Consider the following 21,985-nt stretch of genomic DNA (forward strand, 5'->3'; position numbering starts at 1 on the left):
TATATATTTTTTATCTCACATTAACTAATCAATTTAAAAAACCCTAATTAGATCTCACTTGGCTTTTTTTCCATCTTGATTTTCGTATCACCTGGTTAATAATTTCTGAAAAGACTAACCCCAATGCGATTGCTCCCGATATTAAAAAGGCTTTGGCAGCCAATTGAATTGCCATATTATAGTCATTTTCTACAAAATTTCGCATTGCATCATATGCTAAACCACCTGGTACTAAAGGAATGATTCCTGAAACAGTAAAGATAATAATTGGTGTTTTAAATATTTTGGCACATAACTGACTTAATACTGCTATTAAAATTGATGCCGCCACTGTTGCTACCACTGCATCAACACCATTGATTGTACTAATTGTATAGACTAGCCAGCCAAGCATACCAACTAAACCACATTGTATTAAAGCGTTTTTAGGTGCATTGAAAATAACCGCAAATCCAGCTGCAGCAATAAAACTGGTAATCAACTGCTCAATCATCATGCCCACCTTCTTTCCTTTTCAAGATTCATCATCTAAATGAGAATTCCCTAACTTCGCATTAGATATAAAATGCGCATTAGCAAGTAACGTAAGTTACTGACCCGCTTCTCCGCTCCGTCAGCAAATGGATTCCCTTTCCGTGGGCTCAGTCTCAGCTAACTTGGTAAAGAAGAACACTTTACCAAGTGGATCTTCGACTTGAGCTGTTCCCACAGGAGTGTCATCCATTTGCCTCCTTCGCTAGATAGCGTATTTTTTCATACAGATTTCAAACTATATTGTTGCAACCTGATTTTAATTAATTTTTAAAAAGCATTTTATACTTTTAATAATTCATGTGCTACTTTAGCGTATCAAATAAAATTGGTGACACTCCTCGGAAATATAGTTCGATTTCCTTCGTGCGATGTGAGTTCATTGAAGCATTCCTTGTCCTGCAGGAACAGCGAATGTTTCCGAGTTAGCTGAAGCCGTGCCTGCGGAAAGGTAGTCAATTTCATTTGAGGAGCGGGTCTGGAAATTCTTCTTAATGCGTAGTTTATCTGAAATGTGAATTAACACCCTATCATTTTAAATGATTAAGAAAACTACTGCTACTCCGGCTCCGATTGCAAAGGCTGTTAGGAATGCTTCTGCACCTTTGGATAATCCTGACACCAAATGTCCAGCCATCAAATCGCGTACTGCATTTGTGATCAATAAACCGGGTACAAGTGGCATAACTGCACCAATGATAATTTTATCAAGTTCTACACCAATTCTCATATAAACAAAAAAGTAAGCAAACAAACCAATTATTGATGATGCTAGAAATTCAGCAAAAAATCGGACTTCTACAATATGATGAAAATAAATCATCGCAGAAAATCCAAGTCCACCGACTAACAATGCCGGGATAAAATCTATCCATTGACCCTGAAACATAATAGTGAAACAACCACTTGCAAGAGCAGCAGCTAATATCTGTATGTAATTTGGGTAGGCATGGATTTGTTTTTCAATCATTTTTAATTGATTACTTGCTTCTTCTATTGAAAGAGAACGACTCGAAATGTTTCTAGAAATGCTATTAACTAAGGTTACTTTATATAAATCAGTTGACCGCTTATCAATTCGAACAAAATTTGTCGGTTCTGTCTCTCCCATAGAGAACATGATTCCCGTAGGTGTTACATGACTTTGCGCATCTAGAACACCGTAAGCTGAAGCGATTCGGATCATAGTATCTTCTACGCGATATGTTTCGGCACCACTCTGTAGCATCAATTTACCTGCCAACAAACATACTTTTGTAATTGCTTTCTTATCCATTTTCATCTCGCTCCACTGGTGAATTACTTTTTCCTTCCTTACCATATGGAAGAAGGTGATAAACTATAATTAGAATTGTTCCTACCAAAGCCATACACCCCATGTAGAAATATAATGAATTTCCACCCATTGTATCAATTAACGCACCGCCACCAAGCGATCCGACAATACCAGAAATCCCGAAAAATACCGCTATAAAAACAAGGTGCCCAGTCGATTGTAATACGCGCGGGATAAGACGTGTTACATATTGAAAGGCGGCTAGATAAAAGATACCAAACGTTAGTCCATGCATGAATTGTAACAAGACCACAAACATAGGATTGTCAATAAATGCATATAAAAACCAGCGAATTGCATAAAGCGTACCTGCTCCTATAATGAAAATAAGTGGATGAAACTTTCGAAACCAAAAGCCAGCAAAAGCAAAAACCATCGCCTCACTTGCTACTCCAACAAACCAAGCCAGACCTATCAGACCTTCACTTCCACCTAATTGGGTTATGAAAATTCCAATAAAACTATCATTTGCACGATGTGTAATAGTAATTAACAAAACAAGAAATAAGAATATAATAAATGGGCTATTCTTAACTAATTTTCTTAAATCACGCAACTGAATCGGATCAACATCTACTTTAACATCAGTTAGTTTAAACGAGACAAGCAGCGCCAATCCACCCATAAACAAATACGGTGCAATTAAGTATTGAATACCAATTACATCCAACAATTTACCTACTAATAAAGATGACGTCGCAAAACCTATAGAACCCCAAGTACGAATTGTACCAAATGATATATTTAATGCATCTGCTCTTCGTTGTGATAAACTATCAGATAAAGCTCCAATCGGGGTAGTAAAAAAATAAAAAACCCCAGCTAATACAATTAATAATGGCAGTGTAGTCATTTGAAAGAAAATAGAACCACTTATTAATAGACCTATTAAACACATCATTAATATTCGTTTTACTGTTTGATACTTGTCACTCATATAACCCCAGAACGGTTGTGCAACTATTGAAACAGTTGGTCCAACTGCTAGAACCCAGCCAATCTCTTTACCGCTTAATCCTTTATATTGTAACAATAAAGGCAAGAAACTAATGAGCATTGTATTTGCTCCATGAAAACTAAATAACAACATTTTCAAAGGTACAAGTGAATTATCTTTAGCCATACAATCCTCCCCTTCATCCAGTATGTCTTTTTTATGTCTAGTTATCCATTATACGGGTAATCACCTTAGTTGGAAAGTTTTTTGGCTACAAAAAAAGAGCCATTTATAAATGACTCTTTTTAATATTATATTAAGCCTCTGATTTAGTGAATTTTATAGTAGCCAATACTATAAAAATAATACTAATTAATGAAACTACTATAATTTCTTGCGAGAATGTAATGACATGATTAAAGATAGTTAAATCTAAGCCCATTGCCTGACGCAATGCAGGATCCATTTTATCTGGTTGCAAAATGATCTTTTTAAACATATCAACAGAATATGTTAGTGGGTTCACCTTCACAATTACATTCATCCACGCTGGCATTCCACTCAGCGGAAAAAGAGCTCCTGATAAAAATAACATCGGAAAAATCAGTATTTGTACAACCATTTGAAATCCTTGAGATGTTTTTAAAGAGCTTGCAATCAATAGTCCAATAGCAGATATTGCAAAAGCAACTAAAAACATGATCGGGATAAGTTTTATTACCATTAAAAATGTAATATTAACGCCAATAAACGGAACAAAAATCAACATCATTAAACCCTGCATTACAGCTACTGTACTTCCTCCAAGGACTTTTCCAATTGCGATTGAAACACGTGACAAGGGAGATACTAGTATCTCACGCATATAACCAAATTCCTTATCCTGTACCACTGATAAAGCAGAAAAAATCGCTGTATTAAATACCGTCATACCAATAATTCCAGGGAACATAAACTCAACAAAATCAAAATCAGCCAATGGACCTGACGCATTTCCCCCTAACATCGAGGACATTGCGCCGCTCATTCCACTACCAAACAACACTAGAAACATAAACGGCATCGCAAAAGATCCAATTAAGCGTGCTCGATCTCTAAAGAATTTGATGACATCTCGTTGCCATATTGCATATATCCCTTCCATATTAATGCGGCCTCCTCATGTTTCGTTTCATTAAATCTCTTTGCGAAACGGATTCTTCTCTTATTTCTCTCCCTGTTAAATGTAAAAACACATCATTTAATGTAGGACGTCTTAAGTTAACTGTAGTAATAGGAATATCAAAGTTTTTCACAAATTCTACTAAAAATGCACTACCATCTTGCACTTGAAAGCTTAATTTCCCTTCACTACTTTCTGTTACATCCGTTTGATACAATTCTTCTATCTTTTGTTTTGCATTTATATTATCTGTAGTGGAAACTTCAATAATATCTCCACCCACATTCGTTTTTAATTGTTCGGGGGTATCAAGAGCAATTAATTGACCACCATCCATTACTGCCACTCGATCACATATTTCCGCCTCATCCATGTAATGTGTTGTTAAGAAAATGGTAATGCCTTGTTTTTTCTTTAGTTTTAAAATATATTCCCAAATATGGTTACGCGTTTGTGGATCTAATCCTACTGTTGGCTCATCTAAAAATAAGACTCTTGGATAATGGAGTAATCCTCTAGCAATCTCTAAACGACGCTTCATTCCACCAGAAAAAGTTTCCACAATATTAGAGCGTTTATCTTCTAAGTCAACTATTTGCAATACTTCTTGAATACGTTCTTCTCGTTTTTCTTTTGGAACTTTGTAAAACTTGCAATGTAACATTAAATTTTCATTTGCAGTTAATTTTTCATCTAAGGTAGATTCTTGAAATATTAATCCAATACTTTCTCGAACTTTATTCTTCTCTGTTACATTGTCATAACCGTTTATTTTGGCTACACCCTCAGAAGGTTTTGTGATTGTTGAGAGCATATTAATTGTGGTACTTTTACCTGCACCATTTGGACCAAGAAATCCAAATATCTCACCTTCTGCTACTTCTAAATCCAGTCCTTTAACAGCTTCAAAATCTTTGTAACGCTTTTTTAATCCTTTTACTTCTACAATATTCCCCACGCAATCTTCACCCTTTCTCCTTTGCACCGTTTGTTTGCACTAAATTCCTTAAAATATCAAGCCCATCTAATATCGTTTTAAACTCTTTCGCTGTTACATCTCTTACTAAATAAGCTAGAAATTCAGTCATTGCTTGATGGTGTTGATCAAATATAACTTTCATCTGATCCGTCGCTTCCACATAAACAACACGCTTATCTGATTCACTACGCACTCGCTTAATATAATCTTGCTTTTCCAATCGATCTAAAATACCTGAAACCGTACTATTAGCTAAACTCATTTTTTTACTTATTTCACTAACTTTTAGACGTTTTTCTTCAGCTAGCATAAAAATGATCATCATTTGTGGCGGTGTAATTGGTTTATCTTTAAATGTTTCACGGATACGTTGATTTAATCCAGCATTAATCTCACGAATTAGCGTAGCAATCTCTGCCCCATCCTGTTCTGCCACAACCTCACCACCTTAAAATTAATAATTCGCATACGAATGTTTCGTATGCGAATTATTATAACATTTTAGAGTGATACTACCATTAAAAAACAGGATTAGCTAAGGCTGATCCTGTTTTTACACTCTTCTATTTTGCAATAAATAATTGCGTCCAGTACGCTCCGTCTTCTGCATAACCTACTCCTATATGCGTCACTTTTTCATTCATTATATTTTTACGATGCCCAGGACTATTCATCCAACCGTTAACAACTTCTTTTGGTGACTGTTGGCCTGATGCTATATTTTCAGCTGCTGTCGTGTAATCAACTTCAAATTGCTGGAGCATATCAAACGGAGAACCATAGGTTGGTGACGTATGCGAAAAATAATTATTTGTTGCCATATCTTCTGATTTTGTTTGCGCTACTTCTTGTAAAGCAGTATCAATTTGTAGTGGGCTAAGTCCATTCTTTTCACGTTCTTGATTCGTTAATTTTGCAACTTCTTGTTGAAAACCACTGGCAGTTTGATTTGTTGATTCATCTTTTTCTGTTTCTTCTGGATTAGTTCGTATGCCTTGATCCCCTTGTGCAATCTCCCGTTTGGGTTCAGGTGTGAAGATATTTTGTTCTCTTCCTGGATTAATTGGAAATCTCGGTTCCCGAGCTGTTTGTTGATTTGTTTGATCCGTGCTCTCACCAGTAAAACCAATTGGTTCAGTATTCATGCCCATATCGTTGTTTCTTGTTTGATCATTATTATCGTTTGCACAGCCAACTAACAACAGAGCAAGCATGATCATAAAAATACTAATTTTTATACTATTTTTCACTTTTATCCCTCCTATTAATATTGTCTGCTTCAACACACATATTATTCGATGTTAAAATCATCCAAGATGGTGTAAAAATAAAGCTAAGAACATCCCTAACGTTGTGACAAATCCAACAATAGGTCCGCCTTCTTTATATGCTTCTGGCATCATTGTTGAAGAAATCATTGCAATAATCGCACCACCAGCAAATGCGCTCGTAATTGCTTTTATACTATTGGAAGCATACAAGAGTAATAATCCTGCACCAGAACTAACTGCTGAAAAGAATACAACAACAAGCCACAGTCCTAAAATTTTCTTTTTACTATAACCGCTTTTCTGCAAACTAACTGTACTTGATAACCCTTCTGGTAGGTTGCTTATAAATATAGAAACAACTAATGCAGCACTGACCTTATCTCCACTTGCAATACTCATCCCTATCATTGCTGATTCTGGCAATGTATCCATTACCGTTCCAATGAACATTCCTAACCCTGAATTTGACTGTCCTGTTCCAATTGCTTTGGATTCACGAAATGGTTTTGTTTCTTTTCGTCTTTGCCCACCACGGTGTGAAACTACAATATCTAAAATGGTAAAAATTAGAGCTCCGCCTAAAAATCCAATTGCAATTTCAGTAAATCCACTAATCATCAATGCATCCTCTAATAATTCATAACTTGTTGCACCAATAAGGGCACCTGTACCAAGCGCCATTATAAACCCAATTAAACGCTTTGGAATTGACAAATACATTGTTAGTAATGCACCTAACAAAGTAGCAGAAGCGGCTATTGTACCCCAAAGAATAGCATTAAACATATAATCACCTCAGTGAATAAAGAAAGCTTCGCATTTTGTAAATGCGAAGCTCTTTTCTTTCTATGATTAAATTGCTCACTAACTGCTAAAATATACTTTTAAGGTTTTCGTAATGCTCTTCTTTCTGCATAAGGCACACACTTATAACAGACATAAACAATTTTCCCTTTATCATCAAGGTACTTTTGAGGTTGAGACGCTTTTTGACCACAAACGTAACAGTTCTTTGAACCGAATAATTTTTTTAGCCAATACATTTAAATCCCTCCTCTATTTATTTTAAGCATTTTAGGCTTTATTTTCAAAAGAAACATTTACGCACTTAAACATTAGGTAATATTTTTCGATAAGATACCGGCGAGGCTAGCACAGTGGATGTATTAATACTCCCATAAGGCATCAAGCTATCAATTAATAAACGCATACGTTCCATGTTAGATACCGCTGCTTTCAAAAAGTAACTCACATCACCCGTGACACGATGGCATTCGATTATATCCTCTTTTTTCTGTATCAGTGATTCAAATTCTTGTGGTGAGACTTTCAAATCACTCACTTGAATAATTAATAAGATTTCTCTTCCAACCGCAGGTAATGCCACACGAGCGCTAAACCCCTCAATTACCTTTTTTTCCCGTAATCGATGAAGCCTTTCTGTCACACTCGGACGACTTAATGCTAACTTTCTCGATAAGTCGCTAATTGATAACCTTCCATCATCTTGAAGAAAATCTAACATTTGTTTATCGAGTTTATCCATTTTATCATCCTTTTTTCAGTTTATATATTAAAATTAAATATTTTATTCATAATGTAAATTTTTTTATGATTTTTCATACCTTTTTGTATATATTATTCTTACTTTTTATTCTAACATAAAGTAATACACTTTTAATCAAAGGAGTTAGCGCATGGAAAAAATAATAAAAGTTTTTTTGGGAATTATTATTGTTAGCATCGGTGTGCTCACTTTAAAACACGCTGAATTAATTACTGGTGGAACAGCAGGGTTAGCTTTAAATCTATCCTACCTCTTCTCACAACCATTCTCTTTAATCTTCTTTTTAGTAAATATACCATTTTACATTTTTTCAATCCTACGGATGGGATGGAAGTTCACTTTAACAACGATTGTCTCTGTTAGTTTACTTTCAATCCTGACAGGGCTTGATGTTTTCCTACCAAACTTCACTGTTTCAATTTGGATTGGCGCAATTATTGGAGGAGCATTTATTGGTTTTGGATTATCGATTTTATTCGCCAACGGTTCGTCATTGGGTGGATCGAATATCTTAGCTTTGTTTTTCCATAAACGTTATCAATTTAACCCTGGAACAACTAATTTTCTATTTGATATAGTTGTTGTAACTACTGGTATTTACACAGTTGGAATCGTTCGTGGACTAGCCTCTGTACTGTCAATAGCAGTGATCTCAGTTATCGTTAGCCACTTTAAAAGCCGAATTACTGAGAAAGAAACAGAAATCCAAAAGACAAAAAAAACAGCAACAATCAACGCAAGGAAAGTGCCTACAAATTAGGCGCTTTCCTTTTTTAGTAAGTTTTCAATTTACTTGTTTTGCTTTATTCTCTATAATAAAAAATAGATTTCAGACAAATTAAAAGAAGAGGAGTATGTCCTATGAAAAAAACACTCATCTTAGTAGGGATCACATTAGTTGTGGCTGTTTTGGGGATAATTTTACTTAACCAATACAAAACTGTGACTGTTGATTCCATTGACGATATAGATAAGATTGATTACCAAGACACCTATACACAAGACGAAGGCGATTATCTTATTTATTTTTGGCAAGAGGGCTGTAGTTATTGTGAGGAAGTAGCACCTGACATTATTGAATTTGCACAAGATGCAGACATGCCTATCCGAATTGTTGATATGCAAGCACCCAACAATCACGATGCTTGGTATGATTGGGAGACACATCACGAGGAGTATGATGTAAAAATAGGCGAAGTAGTCGACGAAGAAGAGCAACTTAATGAAGGTGTTGAACTTACGGACTACACAGAAGACGCTGAAGTTTTTTGGAGAATTGGGATAAATGAGCAAGATGAAATTATCGCTACTCATAATACACCTTACGGAAATACTGAACCAGCCACTGCTGATGAGATTGAAATTACAGGCACTCCAACTTTAATACAAGTAAAGGATGGCGCATTCTCTGCTTATGCTAATGGACCTGAAGAAGTAAGAAATCTTTTAGAAGAAAACAAATGAACACAATAAAGTACCGCTTATTCAGGTATTCTTGAATAAACGGTACTTTTTTACTTGTAGATCAACAATGACTTCCCCATTCGTTACACTATCTATTTGTTTACTTTATATATCCTAGCATGCCACAACATATCCGCCCAGTATATTGTTATATTATCTAACAACTTTTTGGTATATAACTTTATTGCTCCGTTTCAAATAGTTTTTTCTCCCTCCATTTACCAAATCGATAATAGAGGAAAGCAAAAATACTACTTAATAAGAAACTAAGCCCGATTCCAATCGCAATTCCTCTTTCACCGAGCATTTCTGAAAATAAATAAGTTAATGGATAGCGAAGCAACCAAAATGATATAAGGTTTAAGATTAATATTTGATACATTGCCCCAGCAGCTCGAACTATCCCATTCAAGACAAAGTTAACACCTAAAAACGGGTAGAAAAAGGCAACTATCATAAGGTATTCTGCACCAAACTTTATTGCGGCTGGCTCTTGAATGAACAGTCTTATTGTTTTATCAGCTGTTAATACAATTAAAACCATGATAACAGCCATTATAACAAAGTTATATAAGATCCCGTACCTTGCAATTTTACGAACGCGATCCCACTTTTGCAAACCAATATTTTGGCCTGCCATACTATTCATTGCTGTACCTAGTGCTTGTGCTGGGAGAATAAATAAACTATTCAATCTTTGTGCAGCACTAAATCCTGCAACTACTGTTTCACCATGTGAGGTGACAACACTCATAATTGCTGCAGATCCCCCTGAGATAGCCGCCATTTGTAAACCAGATGGTATACCCAAATTCAAGATTAGTTTTACTTCTTCCATTTTTGGTTTATATGGTTTTACTAATGGAGCTAGTTTACGTTTCCAAACATAAAACAGACCAAAAATAAACGCCGACCCCTGAGATCCAATTGTGGCATAAGCTGCACCCGTTACGCCTAGTTCAAAGACGGAAATGAATAAAGGATCTAATATTACATTTAATAAAACAGCAATGAACACAAAACGTAACGGTGTCCGACTATCCCCTAATGCACGAAGCACAGTTCCAATAAAGTTATATCCCATCAAAAAGAAAATTCCAAGTGTATTAATTCGTAGATAAGCCACTGCATCAGCATGCATGGATTCTGGTGTACCAAGCAAACGCACAATGAAATCAGCAGATAAAAAACCAATAGTCCCAAGAGTAAGAGCTAAGATAGTTAATGTTATTATAAAGGCATTTAGATATGCTTTTAAACCTTCGTCATTATCTTTTGCCTTTTGTTGAGAAAGTACAGTTAAGGTTGTGTTATTAATTCCAATAATGAAAGACAATAATATAAAAATAATGATACTAGAAACGCTAATTGCACCTAATGCATTACCACCTAATAAATTACCAACCCATAAACTATCTGTAATTTGATAAGATACTTGCAATAAGTTTGTCAGCATAATAGGTCCTGTAAAGACAAGCAATTGCTTCATTATATTACCCTGGGTGAAATCCTGCTGTTTCGACATTTACTAATCTCCTCTTCACAAATCCTCAGATGTCTAATATTTTAACACTTTTACCTCTTCTCTAAGTATAATGTGCATCTAAAAAAATAAAAAAACCTTCATTTCATTTACTGTGAAGGTTTTCTTGTCTTTCTATTCTTGTTTAAGCTTTAAAACTTATCTAGTGAGCCTCTATTTCCCATTCGCACAAGCGGAAATAAAGACTCAATCTTTTTGAATTCCGAAGCGCGCATTGATCTCCCCTCTTAATAATTCTTTACGATTCTTACGCTCTTCTTTTCGTTGCTGTTTTAACATGTCCTGTCTAATTTCGTGTGTTTGTACCCCTTCTTCTCTTTTATTAGCAATATCAAGCAATTGCTCTACGTCCCCAAATGAATATTTACGATTTCCTTTTGGTGATCGCTCAGGGAAGATCAATTTTCTCTCTTCATAATATCTAATTTGTCTTTCCGTCAAGCCGGTTAGTTCACTTACGACACCAATCGTTATTACTTTTCTTTCCTTATAAGAAGGGTTGTCAGTCATGATTTTCACCGCCGTAATCTCTTATTTATTAATATCTATTTCTTCCATTATACACAGTTTAATTGTACACCTATATTGTTATGTAAGAAAACCTCACAAACATAAAAGCAAGACTTACAAAAACTCTACTTATATGTGACAATCTTGTATACAAACAAAGAAACTCTTCCACTTCTTCATTAAAATATTGAAATTCATTCTCGTACTGCATTATGGATTTTGATATAGTATAGAAGAGGAGGAATCGCAAACATGAAAATATCTATTACACAACCCGCTGTAAAATGGTTTATTGATGAATTAGAATTATCTACAGGTGATTTTGTGCGCTTTTTTGCAAGATATGGTGGTAGTGGTGGTGTTCATAAGGGTTTTTCACTTGGTATCTCTAATAAGGATCAACCAAATGATCCAGCCATGAAAATTGAAGAACAAGGGATTACTTTCTTTGTAGAAAAATCTGATAGTTGGTATTTTGATGATAAGGATTTCAACATTAAATACTCCAGAAAATTTGACGAAGTTGAATTTGTGATTGAATAAAAACATACAAGCGACTGACTTTGGCGGCGATACCAAGCAGTCGCTTTTTTTATTTGTTTGGATTATTATTAAATGGATTATTCATGATATCTATCCAAAGACCAGACTGTTCTAAGCTCCTAGCAATTTCTAATAACCAACCTTCTTTCCCTTTTGGCGCAAGAAATTGCACCCCCATTGGCAATCTTTCTTTTGTTAAATAAGTCGGAACACTCATTGCTGGTTGACCGGTTAAATTAGCCAATTGCGTATGTGGCGTATACGTTAAACTTGGTAAGAACATCTCATACACAAGTTTTTGTTGTTCTAATACTGTCAGTTTATCAATAGTTTTTAACTTTTCTATTTCAGTCTCTGTTTGTGTTAACTCTCCAATTTTTGGTGCTGGATACGCATTTGTAGGCGTAACATATAGATCATACTTTTGATGAAATCGCGCCATTTCTGCGGCTGCAATATCCCATCCAGCTAAACTTTCGCTATAAGCTGCTGCCGATAGGTTCTCGCCAGATTTATGTAAAACCCAGGTAACAATCTCCATATCAGCTAATGTAAGTTCTCTGTTAAATGCTTTCTCTAGATTATTGATTACTCGATTTATTTCTCCACTATTCATCGCATAATAATTCTTCATTAAATTAATACCATCAACTGGACTTTCCATCTCTTCAACCACATGTCCTTGTTTTTCTAACCAACAAACAACCTGATGAACCGCTGTTTCTGCATCTTGACTCACTGGTGTTCCAACTGGTGATGCGGTAGAAAAGGCAATCCGGAACTTTCTTTTTAATACACTATTTACAAGATCAAGATAACTCGCTTCATAAAGTGGTGTTTGAAAAGCTGCTTCTGGTTGTATAGTCTGCAGTACATCCAATAATGCTGCACTATCTCGTACAGATCGTGTTAAAGCAAAATCAATCGAGGCGCCTTGCCATTGCCTACCAACACCGGGACCTACTGGAGTTCTGCCTCTAGTAGGCTTAAGGCCAAATAATCCTGTAAATGCAGCCGGGATACGAATTGATCCACCTCCATCACTTGCTCCTGCAACTGGCACCATGCCAGAAGCAACAGCAGCGGCAGCGCCACCACTAGATCCACCTGGTGAATGGTCTAGTTTCCATGGATTTCTGGTTGGCTTATATGACTTTGGTTCTGTGACATTTTTTAGGCCAAATTCAGGCGTGTTCGTGTGTCCTAGAAATTGAAACCCAGAAGCCCGTAATTTCGCTACTAGATTGGAATCTGTTTTAGCAATATTATCTTTTAAAAGCTTTGAACCTGAGCTCAACACTTCTCCTCTTATTGCTTGGGAAATATCTTTTAACAGAATTGGAACACCATAAAACGGTTGATTTTGTTTTGTTGTTTTTTCAACCTCTTGATAAACATTTTCTTTTCTAGTTCGAAGTACTGCATTTAATCTTGGATTAGCTTGTTCAAGTCTGGCAAATGAAACATCCAGTAACTCTAAAGCAGATACTTGTCTATTCTTCACTAACTCCGCTAAACCAATTGCATCATATGTTTGATAGGTTTTGATATCCATTTGTTCCACCTTTTAAAATTATCATTTCACACTAGTATAACCAAGATTACTTTAATTGAAAAAGCACATGCCTATTTAAGACATGTGCTCTTTTAAACTCTTTCATATAAATTTTTTCTAGAATAACCCTAACGCATTTCCTTTTTCATCAACATCCATTCGAAGTGCTGCAGGCTCTTTTGGCAGCCCTGGCATTGTTAGTACGTCTCCTGTTAACGCAACTAAAAAGCCTGCACCGATTGATGGTCTTAACTCTCTAACCGTAATCTCAAAATTTTCTGGTCTACCGAGTAATGTTGGTTCATCAGATAATGAGTATTGTGTTTTTGCCATACAAATCGGTAAATGATCCCATCCGTTCGCTGTCATTTCTAAAATCTGTTGTTTTGCCTGCGGTGTGAATTGCACACCGTTTGCGCCATATACTTTTCTTGCTATCATTTTAATTTTATCTTCAATTGTTTCTTCTAAGTCATATAGTGGTTGGAAATGGCTTGACTTGTCGTTTGTGATTTCCACAATCTTCTCAGCAAGATCGATACCACCTGCGCCACCATGCTCCCATACTTCTGTTAACGCAACTTGTGCACCATGCTGTTCACACCACTTTGTAACATAATCAACCTCTGAATCCGTATCTGTTACAAAACGATTAATCGCAATCACAAATGGTAACCCAAACGCTTCTATTGTTTCCATATGTTTTTTTAAGTTTTTCATTCCAGCCTGCAAGCCTTTAAGGTTCTCTTCTTTTAAAGCTGCTTGATCTACGCCACCATGCAGTTTAAGTGCACGAATTGTCGCAACAATGACAACTGCTTTTGGATCTAGTTCACCAATACGTGCTTTTATATTGAGAAACTTCTCTGCACCAAGATCTGCGCCAAATCCGGCTTCTGTCACAACATAATCCCCTAGTTTACTTGCCATTTTAGTTGCAAGTAAACTATTACAACCATGTGCGATATTAGCAAAAGGTCCCCCGTGGATAATTGCCGGCGTATTTTCAAGCGTTTGAACCAGATTAGGCATAATCGCATCTTTTAACAACAACGTAAGTGCACCTTCTACACCTAAATCTGCTACTGTTATAGGTGTGCTGTCCGCTTGATAACCTACAACAATCTTTGCTAAGCGATGACGCATATCTGCAACATCTTTAGCCAAACAAAATATTGCCATAATTTCCGATGCAACAGTTATATTAAAACCATCCTCACGTGGTACTCCTTGCTTTGAACCACCTAAGCCAATCACAACATTTCTTAGTGCGCGATCATTTAAGTCAACTACGCGTTTCCAAACAATTCGACGTGCATCTATTTCACATTCATTTCCTTGAAAAATATGATTATCGATAAAAGCGGCTAAAGCATTGTTTGCTGTAGTGATTGCATGAATGTCACCTGTAAAATGAAGATTAATATCTTCCATTGGAATAACTTGTGCATAACCACCACCACTTGCGCCACCTTTAATACCCATAGTAGGACCAAGAGACGGTTCACGTAATGCGACAACCGCTTTATGTCCCACGCGATTTAGGGCTTGACCCAAACCAACAGTCACAGTTGATTTCCCTTCACCCGCTGGCGTTGGATTAATCGAAGTAACAAGAATCAACTTCCCATCTGGGGTTTCTTTTAATCTTTCCAAAGTTGAAAGAGATATTTTTGCTTTGTGTTTTCCATACGGTTCCCATTCTTCTTCTGTTAAACCAATTTTATCTGCAATTTCTTTAATTGGTTTAATTTCTGCGTCTGTAGCAATTTCAATATCTGTAGGTACTTTCGGCATCAAAATTCACTCCTATAACTTCATAGTCGTACATTTATTATAAATCAGTCTGAATTATTCGTATTATAACATGATCACACCCTTATATGGTATGATTTTTCGGATTAATTAAACAAACAAATACGCAGAGTAACATGTCATCGATCCTCTTACTTGCTCATAAGCATAAAAGGTAATCGTTACCTGCTTTGATATTATTATACTAGCTACGGCTTAGTTATGGTATGCAGCGTTAATTTTATAGTGTAAAATAAATGGCAAAATGAGGTCTTAAAAAGAACAGTATAACAAAGTTGTACTAATTCAGGAAAGTTACTAAGGTTTATTTTTGGAGAAAAAAGTAACATAAACCATACACGGATATTGTCTATCTATATTAATGAGGAGGGGTAAAATGCCTTTAAAACCATGCCCATCATGCAGTCACAGCGTATCAACTCAAGCTGAATCTTGCCCTAAATGTGGTCATCCAATAAACCCTAAAACAAACACCAAGACTACTTACATTGAGGAAAAAAGTTCAGGATTAAGTTTTTGGGGTGTTGTAGGAGCAGTTATTTTAGCAATTATCATCTTATCATTTTGTTAGGGGTAGCTGTATGTCAAAGTTATTTAAACAGAGTTTAGGCATAGCGATAGTAACGTTATCACTTTACACATTTAATAAATTGTATTTATCAAACCATGTTTTTATAAGACTAATCAACTATTACTTCAACGATATTCTAGGAGGGGTATTGATCGTATCTTACACAAACATGGTTTCTATTTTATTACATCAATATAAACTCGTGCTATTGAAAGTGCCAAATATTATTCTATTTACCTTAGCTGTAGGTTTATTTTGGGAATACGTAACACCTTTATATTATACCAAGAGCATAACAGATCTTTATGACGTACTAGCATACATAACAGGCGGTTTAATCTATTGGGTCGCAGTAAATAGTTTGCGATAATGACAAGGTAAGTAAATTATAAAACAGAAAACCCCCATCTTATGTGGGGATTTTCCCATAATTATTTTACTTTCTGTTCAACAAAACGACGCATTCGCTTCATTGCTTTATCGAGTTGTTTCATAGATGTTGCATAGGAACAACGAATATATCCCTCACCACTGTCACCAAAAACACCACCTGGAACAACAGCTACTTGCTGACTTTGTAAAAGTTCTTCCGCAAATTCCTCCGAGCTTAAACCAGTTGAAGTAATAGAAGGAAATACGTAAAACGCTCCACCTGGAAGGTGACAGGAAAGACCCATATCCTGCAGGGATTTCACAACAAAATTACGCCGTTGTCGATAACTCGTTTTCATTTCCAAGACATTATTCTTACCATTTCGCAACGCTTCAAGAGCTCCGTGCTGCGCCATTGTTGGTGCACACATAATCGTATATTGATGAATTTTCGTCATTGCTTCCAAGATAGATTTAGGTCCTGCAGCATAACCAAGACGCCACCCTGTCATCGCAAATGCCTTAGAAAATCCTGATATTAATATGGTTCGTTCTGACATACCTGTAATCGAAGCGAAACTTGTATAGGTTTCATCATAGGTTAAATCTGCATATATTTCATCAGAAATAACAACAAGATCATGCTTTTCTACAACTTTAGCTATTTTTTCCATCTCTTGTTTACTTAAAACAGCCCCTGTAGGATTATTTGGACTACAAATCATCAGTGCTTTGGTTTTTGGTGTAATGACCTCTTCTATTTGTTCTGCTTGAATCTTAAAAGCATATTCTTGTGTTGCATCAACAGTTACAGGAACTCCACCTGCTAAGCGAACAGTAGGTACATAAGAAACAAAACTTGGCTCAACAACAATTACTTCATCACCACTATCTAAGATCGCTCGTAATGCTACATCAATTGCCTGACTTGCACCTACTGTCACCAAAACTTGATTCTCCGGATTATACTCCACGCTATATTGCCCTTTTAAAAACTTGCTGATTTCTTGTCTCAACTCTAAGAGACCTGCATTTGCTGTATAGGACGTATAACCTTGCTCCAAAGAATGATAGCTTGCTTCAATTACATTCCAAGGCGTCACAAAATCAGGTTCCCCTACACCTAATGAAATAACATCTTCCATTTGTGATGCCAGATCAAAAAAACGTCGTATTCCTGATGGCTTTAACTGATCAACATGGTGTGCAACATATGACTTTTCTTGTGTCTTCATGGTGACACCAACATTCGTTTATCCTGCTCATCATTATCTTCAAAAATAATACCATCATGTTTGTATTTTTTTAAAACGAAATGTGTTGTCGTTGAAACAACACTATCTAATGTAGATAGCTTATCTGAAACAAATCGACTAATTCCCATCATTGTCTTACCTTCTACAGAAATAGATAAGTCATAAGCACCTGACATGAGGTAAAGTGCCTTTACTTCTGGAAAACGATAAATTCGTTCTGCTACTACATCAAAACCAGCACCACGTGTTGGTGTTACTTTAACGTCTATCATTGCGGTAACTCCTTCATATTCAAGAACCTTTGCCCAGTTGATTAGTGTCGAGTAACCTAAGATAGCACTTTGTTTTTCTAACCTCTCCATCATTGTGTTCGTTTCATCTACAGATAAATCAATCATACTTGCAATTGTTTCTACTTCTAAACGACCATTTTTCTCTAAAAGTTTTAATAGTTCCAATTCTTTCTCTTCCATACTATTCACCCACTTTTTTGACTTTTAAAATAATAAGAGTATTTTGATAATTATCACTTTATCGTACTACAAACGACGCCTAAGGTAAATAACCAATTACTTTTAAATGGAGGCTTTATTCCACTTCCCTGCTTATCTGCATATCCTAACAGTGCACATAATCAAAAAGTCGATGAATTAGAAGCAAGCAGGACGAGGCGACGAAGTTTCTGAGGACCGGAAGAGCGAGTCAACGATGAGATAAGCCGCTTATCATTTGGTGACTTTTTGAACTTTCTCTAAAATGTTTTTAAAAAGGAGCTATCAAAAATGACAATAACATATACCGATATGATTGCTATGTTTGGTATTGGCGGAGCGCACCCTGGTGGGCTAGGGATTACAAAACAAATCATAAAAAAGATTAATAAAGAAAATCTTAACGTATTAGATGTTGGCTGTGGAACAGGGCAAACGTTACTCTATTTTGCCACACACACTGGTGGTCACATTACTGGCATTGACCTTAACCCTGTCATGCTAGCCAAAGCACGTGAACGCATTAAAGGGCAACCCAACATTAAGCTACTTAAAGCGAATGCAGAGGCATTGCCTTTTAAAGACAATGCATTTGATGTTGTTATTTCAGAATCTGTGACTACTTTTACTAATATAAATAAGTCATTACGTGAATATATGCGTGTCCTAAAGCATAAAGGAATATTAGTACTACTAGAAATGACAAGTAATCAAACGTTATCACATGATGCAATGGAAGAGATCAAACAATTTTACCAAGTACCAAGTGTGTTCACTGAACAGGAATGGATTGATAATCTAGCAGCTATCGGATTTAAAAACGTTATAGTCGAGCCGATCTCCAGCCAGTCTGAAGCTGTTATCGATTTTGATCTTAACGAATCTATTAATCCTAGCTACTTTAACCTAATGGCTAACCATTATAGTTTAACTGAAAAATATAAAGACTCACTTAGTGCACGTCTTTACTATTGCGAAAAATAATAGAAAGAGGGGATGAATTTGTCTGTAATTGAAACGGATCAATGGTTACTAAATTATATATCTAGTAAAAAATCAACTTTTCAGGATAACTTTATGGTACAACGTGATCTATTATGCGCCCCTCTGACTCATTATTTCTCTGATGCAAACTCAGAAACCATTCAGTTGCATTTGATCCAACACGGCCTATTTCACCCTGATCCACATGATCAATACGTCATCCGAGGAATGATTTCAAATGATTACTGGAAGATAACAACCGTACAATTAGCTACTCTTCAAAAAAAATGGGAAGGACCTGATATTTCTACATTTTTATTCCCATCTGATTTTAAAAATGAACAATTACGTACTGAATTAAATGGGATTTCAGGTTTAAGTTATCCTGATAAACTCTTTTTATTTATCACAGAACAAACGACTAGTAATCAATTAAAAGCATTAATTGTACATGAATACAGTCATGTTATTCGTTTTCATTATGTGCATCATCAAAACAGTATTCTTACATTACGAGATGCGCTTGTATTAGAAGGTATAGCAGAGGTGGCGGTCAAACAAATTGTCGGGGAGAACGCCCTTTCAAAAGCAACTAAAATATACGATCAGTCAACAGCAAAAAAACATTGGCAAAATTGGATTAAAGCAAACCAAAACCTAACAAAAACAAATCCTAAACATGATTTATTAATGTATGGTGGTGATAATGTACCTAAATGGGCTGGTTATAACGTTGGATATCATCTTGTTAATACCTATGTAGAAAAAGTTAATCCAACCCTACAGGAACTGCTACGAACACCAACAAACAAAATCATGGAACATTCGATAAGTAAAAATGTGCTTTAGCCGTCGGCTCCTGTCCTCTACAAAACTATACGCTTGTCATACCATATAGTAACTTGGCAGGAAAGGAGTTTTTACATGTCTCGTTATTATGGAATTTGTCAAAAAAATGTTGGGCGACCAGTTTGTATAAGGACGGTTGATGGCAGAGAGCACCGGGGTGTTATTCATCGTGTAACGAATACTCATGTTCATTTACACCCATTACCATCTAACCTTGGTGGTTACGGCTATGGTTTTTGGGGTCCTGGCGCAGGTTTTGGATGGGGTCTTGCACTTGGATCAATTGCTACATTGGCAATATTACCGTTCTTTTTCTGGTAATTGTTTCTTAAATATTCACTTTAGAAAAAAGGCAGGACATCACAGTCCGGCCTTTTTGCATTTACACATATATTTTAATTTTCATCTAATGTTACAGCCATTTGATCAACCAATCTTTCTGCCAGCTTCCGGTACATATTGCTTCTATTAACAAGAGAAACGATTAAGAGCACTTGTTCTACATATGCTTGATCTTCTGTACTTAATTCGACTGACTCATTTTCCACATCTGAACTAAGTTTTTTTGTATCTGCTTTAAAATCTTCAACATTTGTATCATGTAAGTTTATATAGTGACCATAGATAGATTCTAAATTAAACTGTTCAACGTCGACCTTGTCATTCAAATCTGACAATACCGTTTTTACATCATTTATAGAGAGCGCACCTTTTAATTGATAGATTAAATGGATAAGCATAATATGTTCTTTACTATATTTTTTGTTTTTTATCGGAAATAATAATTTTCCTTTAGCATAATTATTAATCATTGTCTTGGTTAAAACTTTTTCATCGGGATGGCGTTTACTCTTTTCAAATGTGTTCTCAAACAGTTGTGTAACTTGATCCATATATAAATCAATTGATGGAATATCTTGTGGTGTAATTTTATTATCTAAGCCTAACTCTTCGATAATTTCATCTATGTTTTTCATATAAAAACCTCAACTTTATAGTAATAATCTCTCATTTAATTATAGCGGATTTTCACTATAACGTAAATGTTGACGACATATCAGAAAGGATGTATTATGTTATGTAGTATCAAAAACTACATAAGGTGATTGGAGTGTTTTTATGAATCGATATATTAGAGAACCAATTAACGGGTTCACTCATTTAGCTGGTGCACTTCTCTCCATCGTGGCATTGATCGCTATGGTAATGAAAGCTTCTGCAACAGGCTCTACACTAGTAGTAACTGCTGTTGTTATTTTTGGAGCTAGTATGATCTTGTTATACGGAGCATCAGCCACCTATCATATGGTTATTGCAAAAGATAATGTAATAGCTTGGTTGAGAAAATTAGACCATTCGATGATTTTTATTTTAATTGCTGGTACTTATACACCCTTTTGTTTAATTACACTGAACGGGACAATTGGTTGGGTATTATTCGGCATTGTTACAGCTGTTGGTGTTAGCGGGGTTATCTTTAAGTTAGTATGGTTCAAATGTCCAAGGTGGTTATCTACAGGTCTTTATATCGCTATGGGCTGGATGATTATTTTTGTTGCTGTTCCTCTATCATATAACATTGCAGGAACTGGTTTGTTTCTATTAATTCTAGGTGGTGTCATCTATACAATTGGTGGGGTTATTTATGCAACTAAACCGAAGTTCTTAGAATCAAAATACTTAGGGTTTCATGAAATATTTCACCTTTTTATTTTACTCGGAACATTAGCGCACTTTTTAAGCGTCTATTTATATGTATTATAAAAACCAAGAGCGTTATTACACTCTTGGTTTTTTTGGCACTAAAATTGGTTAATAACACATAATATATAGAATGTGTATTAAAAGAATGTCTAGACCCGCTTCTCAAATGAAATTGCCTCCCTTTCCGCAGGCACGGCTTCAGCTAACTCGGAGGGAAAGAACACCTCCGAGTGGATCTTCAGCTCGCGCTGTTCCTGCAGGAGTGTCGGCAATTTCATTTGATACGCTAGATAGTACACTATAATTAAGAAAAGCTTACAATGTGAGTTATAACCGTAAACATTGCAACCAATGTAAATACGCTATCCAGCGAAGTCAGTAAATGGATGACACTCCTGTGGGAACAGCTCAAGTCGAAATCGAGTAGGAGGGGCTTCACAGCCCCGACCTCTCACACCACCGTACGTACGGATCCGTATACGGCGGTTCAACCTTTTGAGTATCTTATCTGGTAGAGGATGTTCATATCCTTAAGTCCCCATTTC

26 protein-coding genes are annotated in these 21,985 nt (G+C 35.9%); 9 read left to right on the forward strand and 17 right to left on the reverse strand.

Features of this window, described 5'->3' with window-relative positions; genetic code table 11:
* Positions 1-43: 43 nt before the first annotated feature.
* From D2K40_RS14300 to D2K40_RS14340, 10 genes are all read right to left on the reverse strand, one after another.
* Positions 44-496, reverse strand: coding sequence for a threonine/serine exporter family protein (locus tag D2K40_RS14300; protein ID WP_229666793.1), 453 nt, complete (start codon positions 494-496; stop codon positions 44-46).
* Between the two features lie 570 nt (positions 497-1,066).
* Complete coding sequence (locus D2K40_RS14305; RefSeq protein WP_117157020.1) at positions 1,067-1,807, reverse strand: threonine/serine exporter family protein; 741 nt, start codon at positions 1,805-1,807, stop codon at positions 1,067-1,069.
* Positions 1,800-2,990 carry an MFS transporter gene (locus D2K40_RS14310; protein ID WP_117157021.1) on the reverse strand — a complete coding sequence of 397 codons (1,191 nt, stop codon included), beginning with the start codon at positions 2,988-2,990 and terminating at the stop codon, positions 1,800-1,802. The genes D2K40_RS14305 and D2K40_RS14310 overlap by 8 nt, the downstream gene beginning before the upstream one ends.
* Positions 2,991-3,120: 130 nt before the next feature.
* Complete coding sequence (locus D2K40_RS14315) at positions 3,121-3,948, reverse strand: ABC transporter permease (protein ID WP_117157022.1); 828 nt, start codon at positions 3,946-3,948, stop codon at positions 3,121-3,123.
* 1 nt (position 3,949) lies between these two features.
* The gene (locus D2K40_RS14320; protein WP_117157023.1) at positions 3,950-4,924 is read right to left on the reverse strand and encodes an ATP-binding cassette domain-containing protein; all 975 of its coding nucleotides are present in this window, start codon (positions 4,922-4,924) and stop codon (positions 3,950-3,952) included.
* A gap of 7 nt (positions 4,925-4,931) precedes the next feature.
* The gene (locus tag D2K40_RS14325) at positions 4,932-5,381 is read right to left on the reverse strand and encodes a MarR family winged helix-turn-helix transcriptional regulator (RefSeq protein WP_205417575.1); all 450 of its coding nucleotides are present in this window, start codon (positions 5,379-5,381) and stop codon (positions 4,932-4,934) included.
* Between the two features lie 127 nt (positions 5,382-5,508).
* A complete protein-coding gene (locus D2K40_RS14330; RefSeq protein ID WP_229666797.1) occupies positions 5,509-6,195 on the reverse strand; it encodes a CAP domain-containing protein in 687 nt (228 codons plus the stop codon).
* A 57-nt stretch (positions 6,196-6,252) separates the two neighbouring features.
* Complete coding sequence (locus D2K40_RS14335) at positions 6,253-7,002, reverse strand: ZIP family metal transporter (protein ID WP_117157024.1); 750 nt, start codon at positions 7,000-7,002, stop codon at positions 6,253-6,255.
* A gap of 98 nt (positions 7,003-7,100) precedes the next feature.
* Positions 7,101-7,259, reverse strand: coding sequence for a hypothetical protein (locus tag D2K40_RS16465; protein ID WP_162879230.1), 159 nt, complete (start codon positions 7,257-7,259; stop codon positions 7,101-7,103).
* Positions 7,260-7,324: 65 nt separating this feature from the next.
* Positions 7,325-7,762 carry an Lrp/AsnC family transcriptional regulator gene (locus tag D2K40_RS14340; RefSeq protein WP_117157025.1) on the reverse strand — a complete coding sequence of 146 codons (438 nt, stop codon included), beginning with the start codon at positions 7,760-7,762 and terminating at the stop codon, positions 7,325-7,327.
* 151 nt (positions 7,763-7,913) lie between these two features.
* Between D2K40_RS14340 and D2K40_RS14345 the strand changes: the two genes are divergently transcribed.
* Positions 7,914-8,543 carry a YitT family protein gene (locus D2K40_RS14345; protein WP_117157026.1) on the forward strand — a complete coding sequence of 210 codons (630 nt, stop codon included), beginning with the start codon at positions 7,914-7,916 and terminating at the stop codon, positions 8,541-8,543.
* 101 nt (positions 8,544-8,644) lie between these two features.
* Positions 8,645-9,247: a thioredoxin family protein gene (locus D2K40_RS14350; RefSeq protein ID WP_117157027.1), complete on the forward strand. Its 603-nt coding sequence runs from the start codon at positions 8,645-8,647 to the stop codon at positions 9,245-9,247.
* Between the two features lie 181 nt (positions 9,248-9,428).
* Here D2K40_RS14350 and D2K40_RS14355 read toward each other — a convergent pair whose 3' ends face one another.
* Positions 9,429-10,772 (reverse strand): MATE family efflux transporter, encoded by a 1,344-nt coding sequence (locus tag D2K40_RS14355; RefSeq protein ID WP_117157028.1) that lies wholly within the window; start codon positions 10,770-10,772, stop codon positions 9,429-9,431.
* Between the two features lie 204 nt (positions 10,773-10,976).
* Complete coding sequence (locus tag D2K40_RS14360; protein WP_117157043.1) at positions 10,977-11,300, reverse strand: MerR family transcriptional regulator; 324 nt, start codon at positions 11,298-11,300, stop codon at positions 10,977-10,979.
* Positions 11,301-11,552: 252 nt separating this feature from the next.
* On the opposite strand from D2K40_RS14360, the gene D2K40_RS14365 reads away from it, so the two are divergent.
* Positions 11,553-11,843 carry a HesB/YadR/YfhF family protein gene (locus D2K40_RS14365; RefSeq protein WP_117157029.1) on the forward strand — a complete coding sequence of 97 codons (291 nt, stop codon included), beginning with the start codon at positions 11,553-11,555 and terminating at the stop codon, positions 11,841-11,843.
* A gap of 49 nt (positions 11,844-11,892) precedes the next feature.
* Here the strand turns inward: D2K40_RS14365 and D2K40_RS14370 are convergent, their stop codons facing one another.
* Positions 11,893-13,398 (reverse strand): amidase, encoded by a 1,506-nt coding sequence (locus D2K40_RS14370; RefSeq protein WP_117157030.1) that lies wholly within the window; start codon positions 13,396-13,398, stop codon positions 11,893-11,895.
* A 117-nt stretch (positions 13,399-13,515) separates the two neighbouring features.
* The gene (locus tag D2K40_RS14375; protein WP_117157031.1) at positions 13,516-15,195 is read right to left on the reverse strand and encodes a formate--tetrahydrofolate ligase; all 1,680 of its coding nucleotides are present in this window, start codon (positions 15,193-15,195) and stop codon (positions 13,516-13,518) included.
* A 394-nt stretch (positions 15,196-15,589) separates the two neighbouring features.
* Here D2K40_RS14375 and D2K40_RS14380 point away from each other — a divergent pair, with 394 nt between their 5' ends.
* Positions 15,590-15,784 (forward strand): hypothetical protein, encoded by a 195-nt coding sequence (locus D2K40_RS14380; protein WP_117157032.1) that lies wholly within the window; start codon positions 15,590-15,592, stop codon positions 15,782-15,784.
* A 10-nt stretch (positions 15,785-15,794) separates the two neighbouring features.
* Positions 15,795-16,154: a hypothetical protein gene (locus D2K40_RS14385; protein ID WP_117157033.1), complete on the forward strand. Its 360-nt coding sequence runs from the start codon at positions 15,795-15,797 to the stop codon at positions 16,152-16,154.
* Between the two features lie 61 nt (positions 16,155-16,215).
* Here the strand turns inward: D2K40_RS14385 and D2K40_RS14390 are convergent, their stop codons facing one another.
* Both D2K40_RS14390 and D2K40_RS14395 read right to left on the reverse strand, forming a co-directional pair.
* Positions 16,216-17,391, reverse strand: a complete 1,176-nt coding sequence (locus tag D2K40_RS14390) for an aminotransferase (RefSeq protein WP_117157034.1) — start codon at positions 17,389-17,391, stop codon at positions 16,216-16,218.
* A complete protein-coding gene (locus D2K40_RS14395) occupies positions 17,388-17,885 on the reverse strand; it encodes an Lrp/AsnC family transcriptional regulator (protein ID WP_117157035.1) in 498 nt (165 codons plus the stop codon). The genes D2K40_RS14390 and D2K40_RS14395 overlap by 4 nt, the downstream gene beginning before the upstream one ends.
* Before the next feature lie 309 nt (positions 17,886-18,194).
* Between D2K40_RS14395 and D2K40_RS14400 the strand changes: the two genes are divergently transcribed.
* The 3 genes from D2K40_RS14400 to D2K40_RS14410 all read left to right on the forward strand — a co-directional run bounded on the left by D2K40_RS14400 (position 18,195) and on the right by D2K40_RS14410 (position 20,057).
* Entirely contained in the window at positions 18,195-18,887 is a 693-nt protein-coding gene (locus D2K40_RS14400) for a class I SAM-dependent methyltransferase (protein ID WP_117157036.1), read from the forward strand.
* An 18-nt stretch (positions 18,888-18,905) separates the two neighbouring features.
* Entirely contained in the window at positions 18,906-19,736 is an 831-nt protein-coding gene (locus D2K40_RS14405) for a DUF2268 domain-containing putative Zn-dependent protease (RefSeq protein ID WP_162879231.1), read from the forward strand.
* Positions 19,737-19,811: 75 nt separating this feature from the next.
* The gene (locus D2K40_RS14410) at positions 19,812-20,057 is read left to right on the forward strand and encodes a hypothetical protein (protein WP_117157038.1); all 246 of its coding nucleotides are present in this window, start codon (positions 19,812-19,814) and stop codon (positions 20,055-20,057) included.
* 74 nt (positions 20,058-20,131) lie between these two features.
* On the opposite strand, the gene D2K40_RS14415 is transcribed toward D2K40_RS14410, so the two are convergent.
* Positions 20,132-20,713: a DUF1836 domain-containing protein gene (locus D2K40_RS14415; RefSeq protein WP_117157039.1), complete on the reverse strand. Its 582-nt coding sequence runs from the start codon at positions 20,711-20,713 to the stop codon at positions 20,132-20,134.
* Between the two features lie 142 nt (positions 20,714-20,855).
* Here D2K40_RS14415 and trhA point away from each other — a divergent pair, with 142 nt between their 5' ends.
* On the forward strand, positions 20,856-21,500 hold the full coding sequence (trhA, locus tag D2K40_RS14420; protein ID WP_117157040.1) for a PAQR family membrane homeostasis protein TrhA: 645 nt from the start codon (positions 20,856-20,858) through the stop codon (positions 21,498-21,500).
* Positions 21,501-21,985 lie beyond the last annotated feature (485 nt).

This window comes from Paraliobacillus quinghaiensis (assembly GCF_003426025.1).
Lineage (GTDB): Bacteria > Bacillota > Bacilli > Bacillales > Amphibacillaceae > Paraliobacillus_A > Paraliobacillus_A quinghaiensis.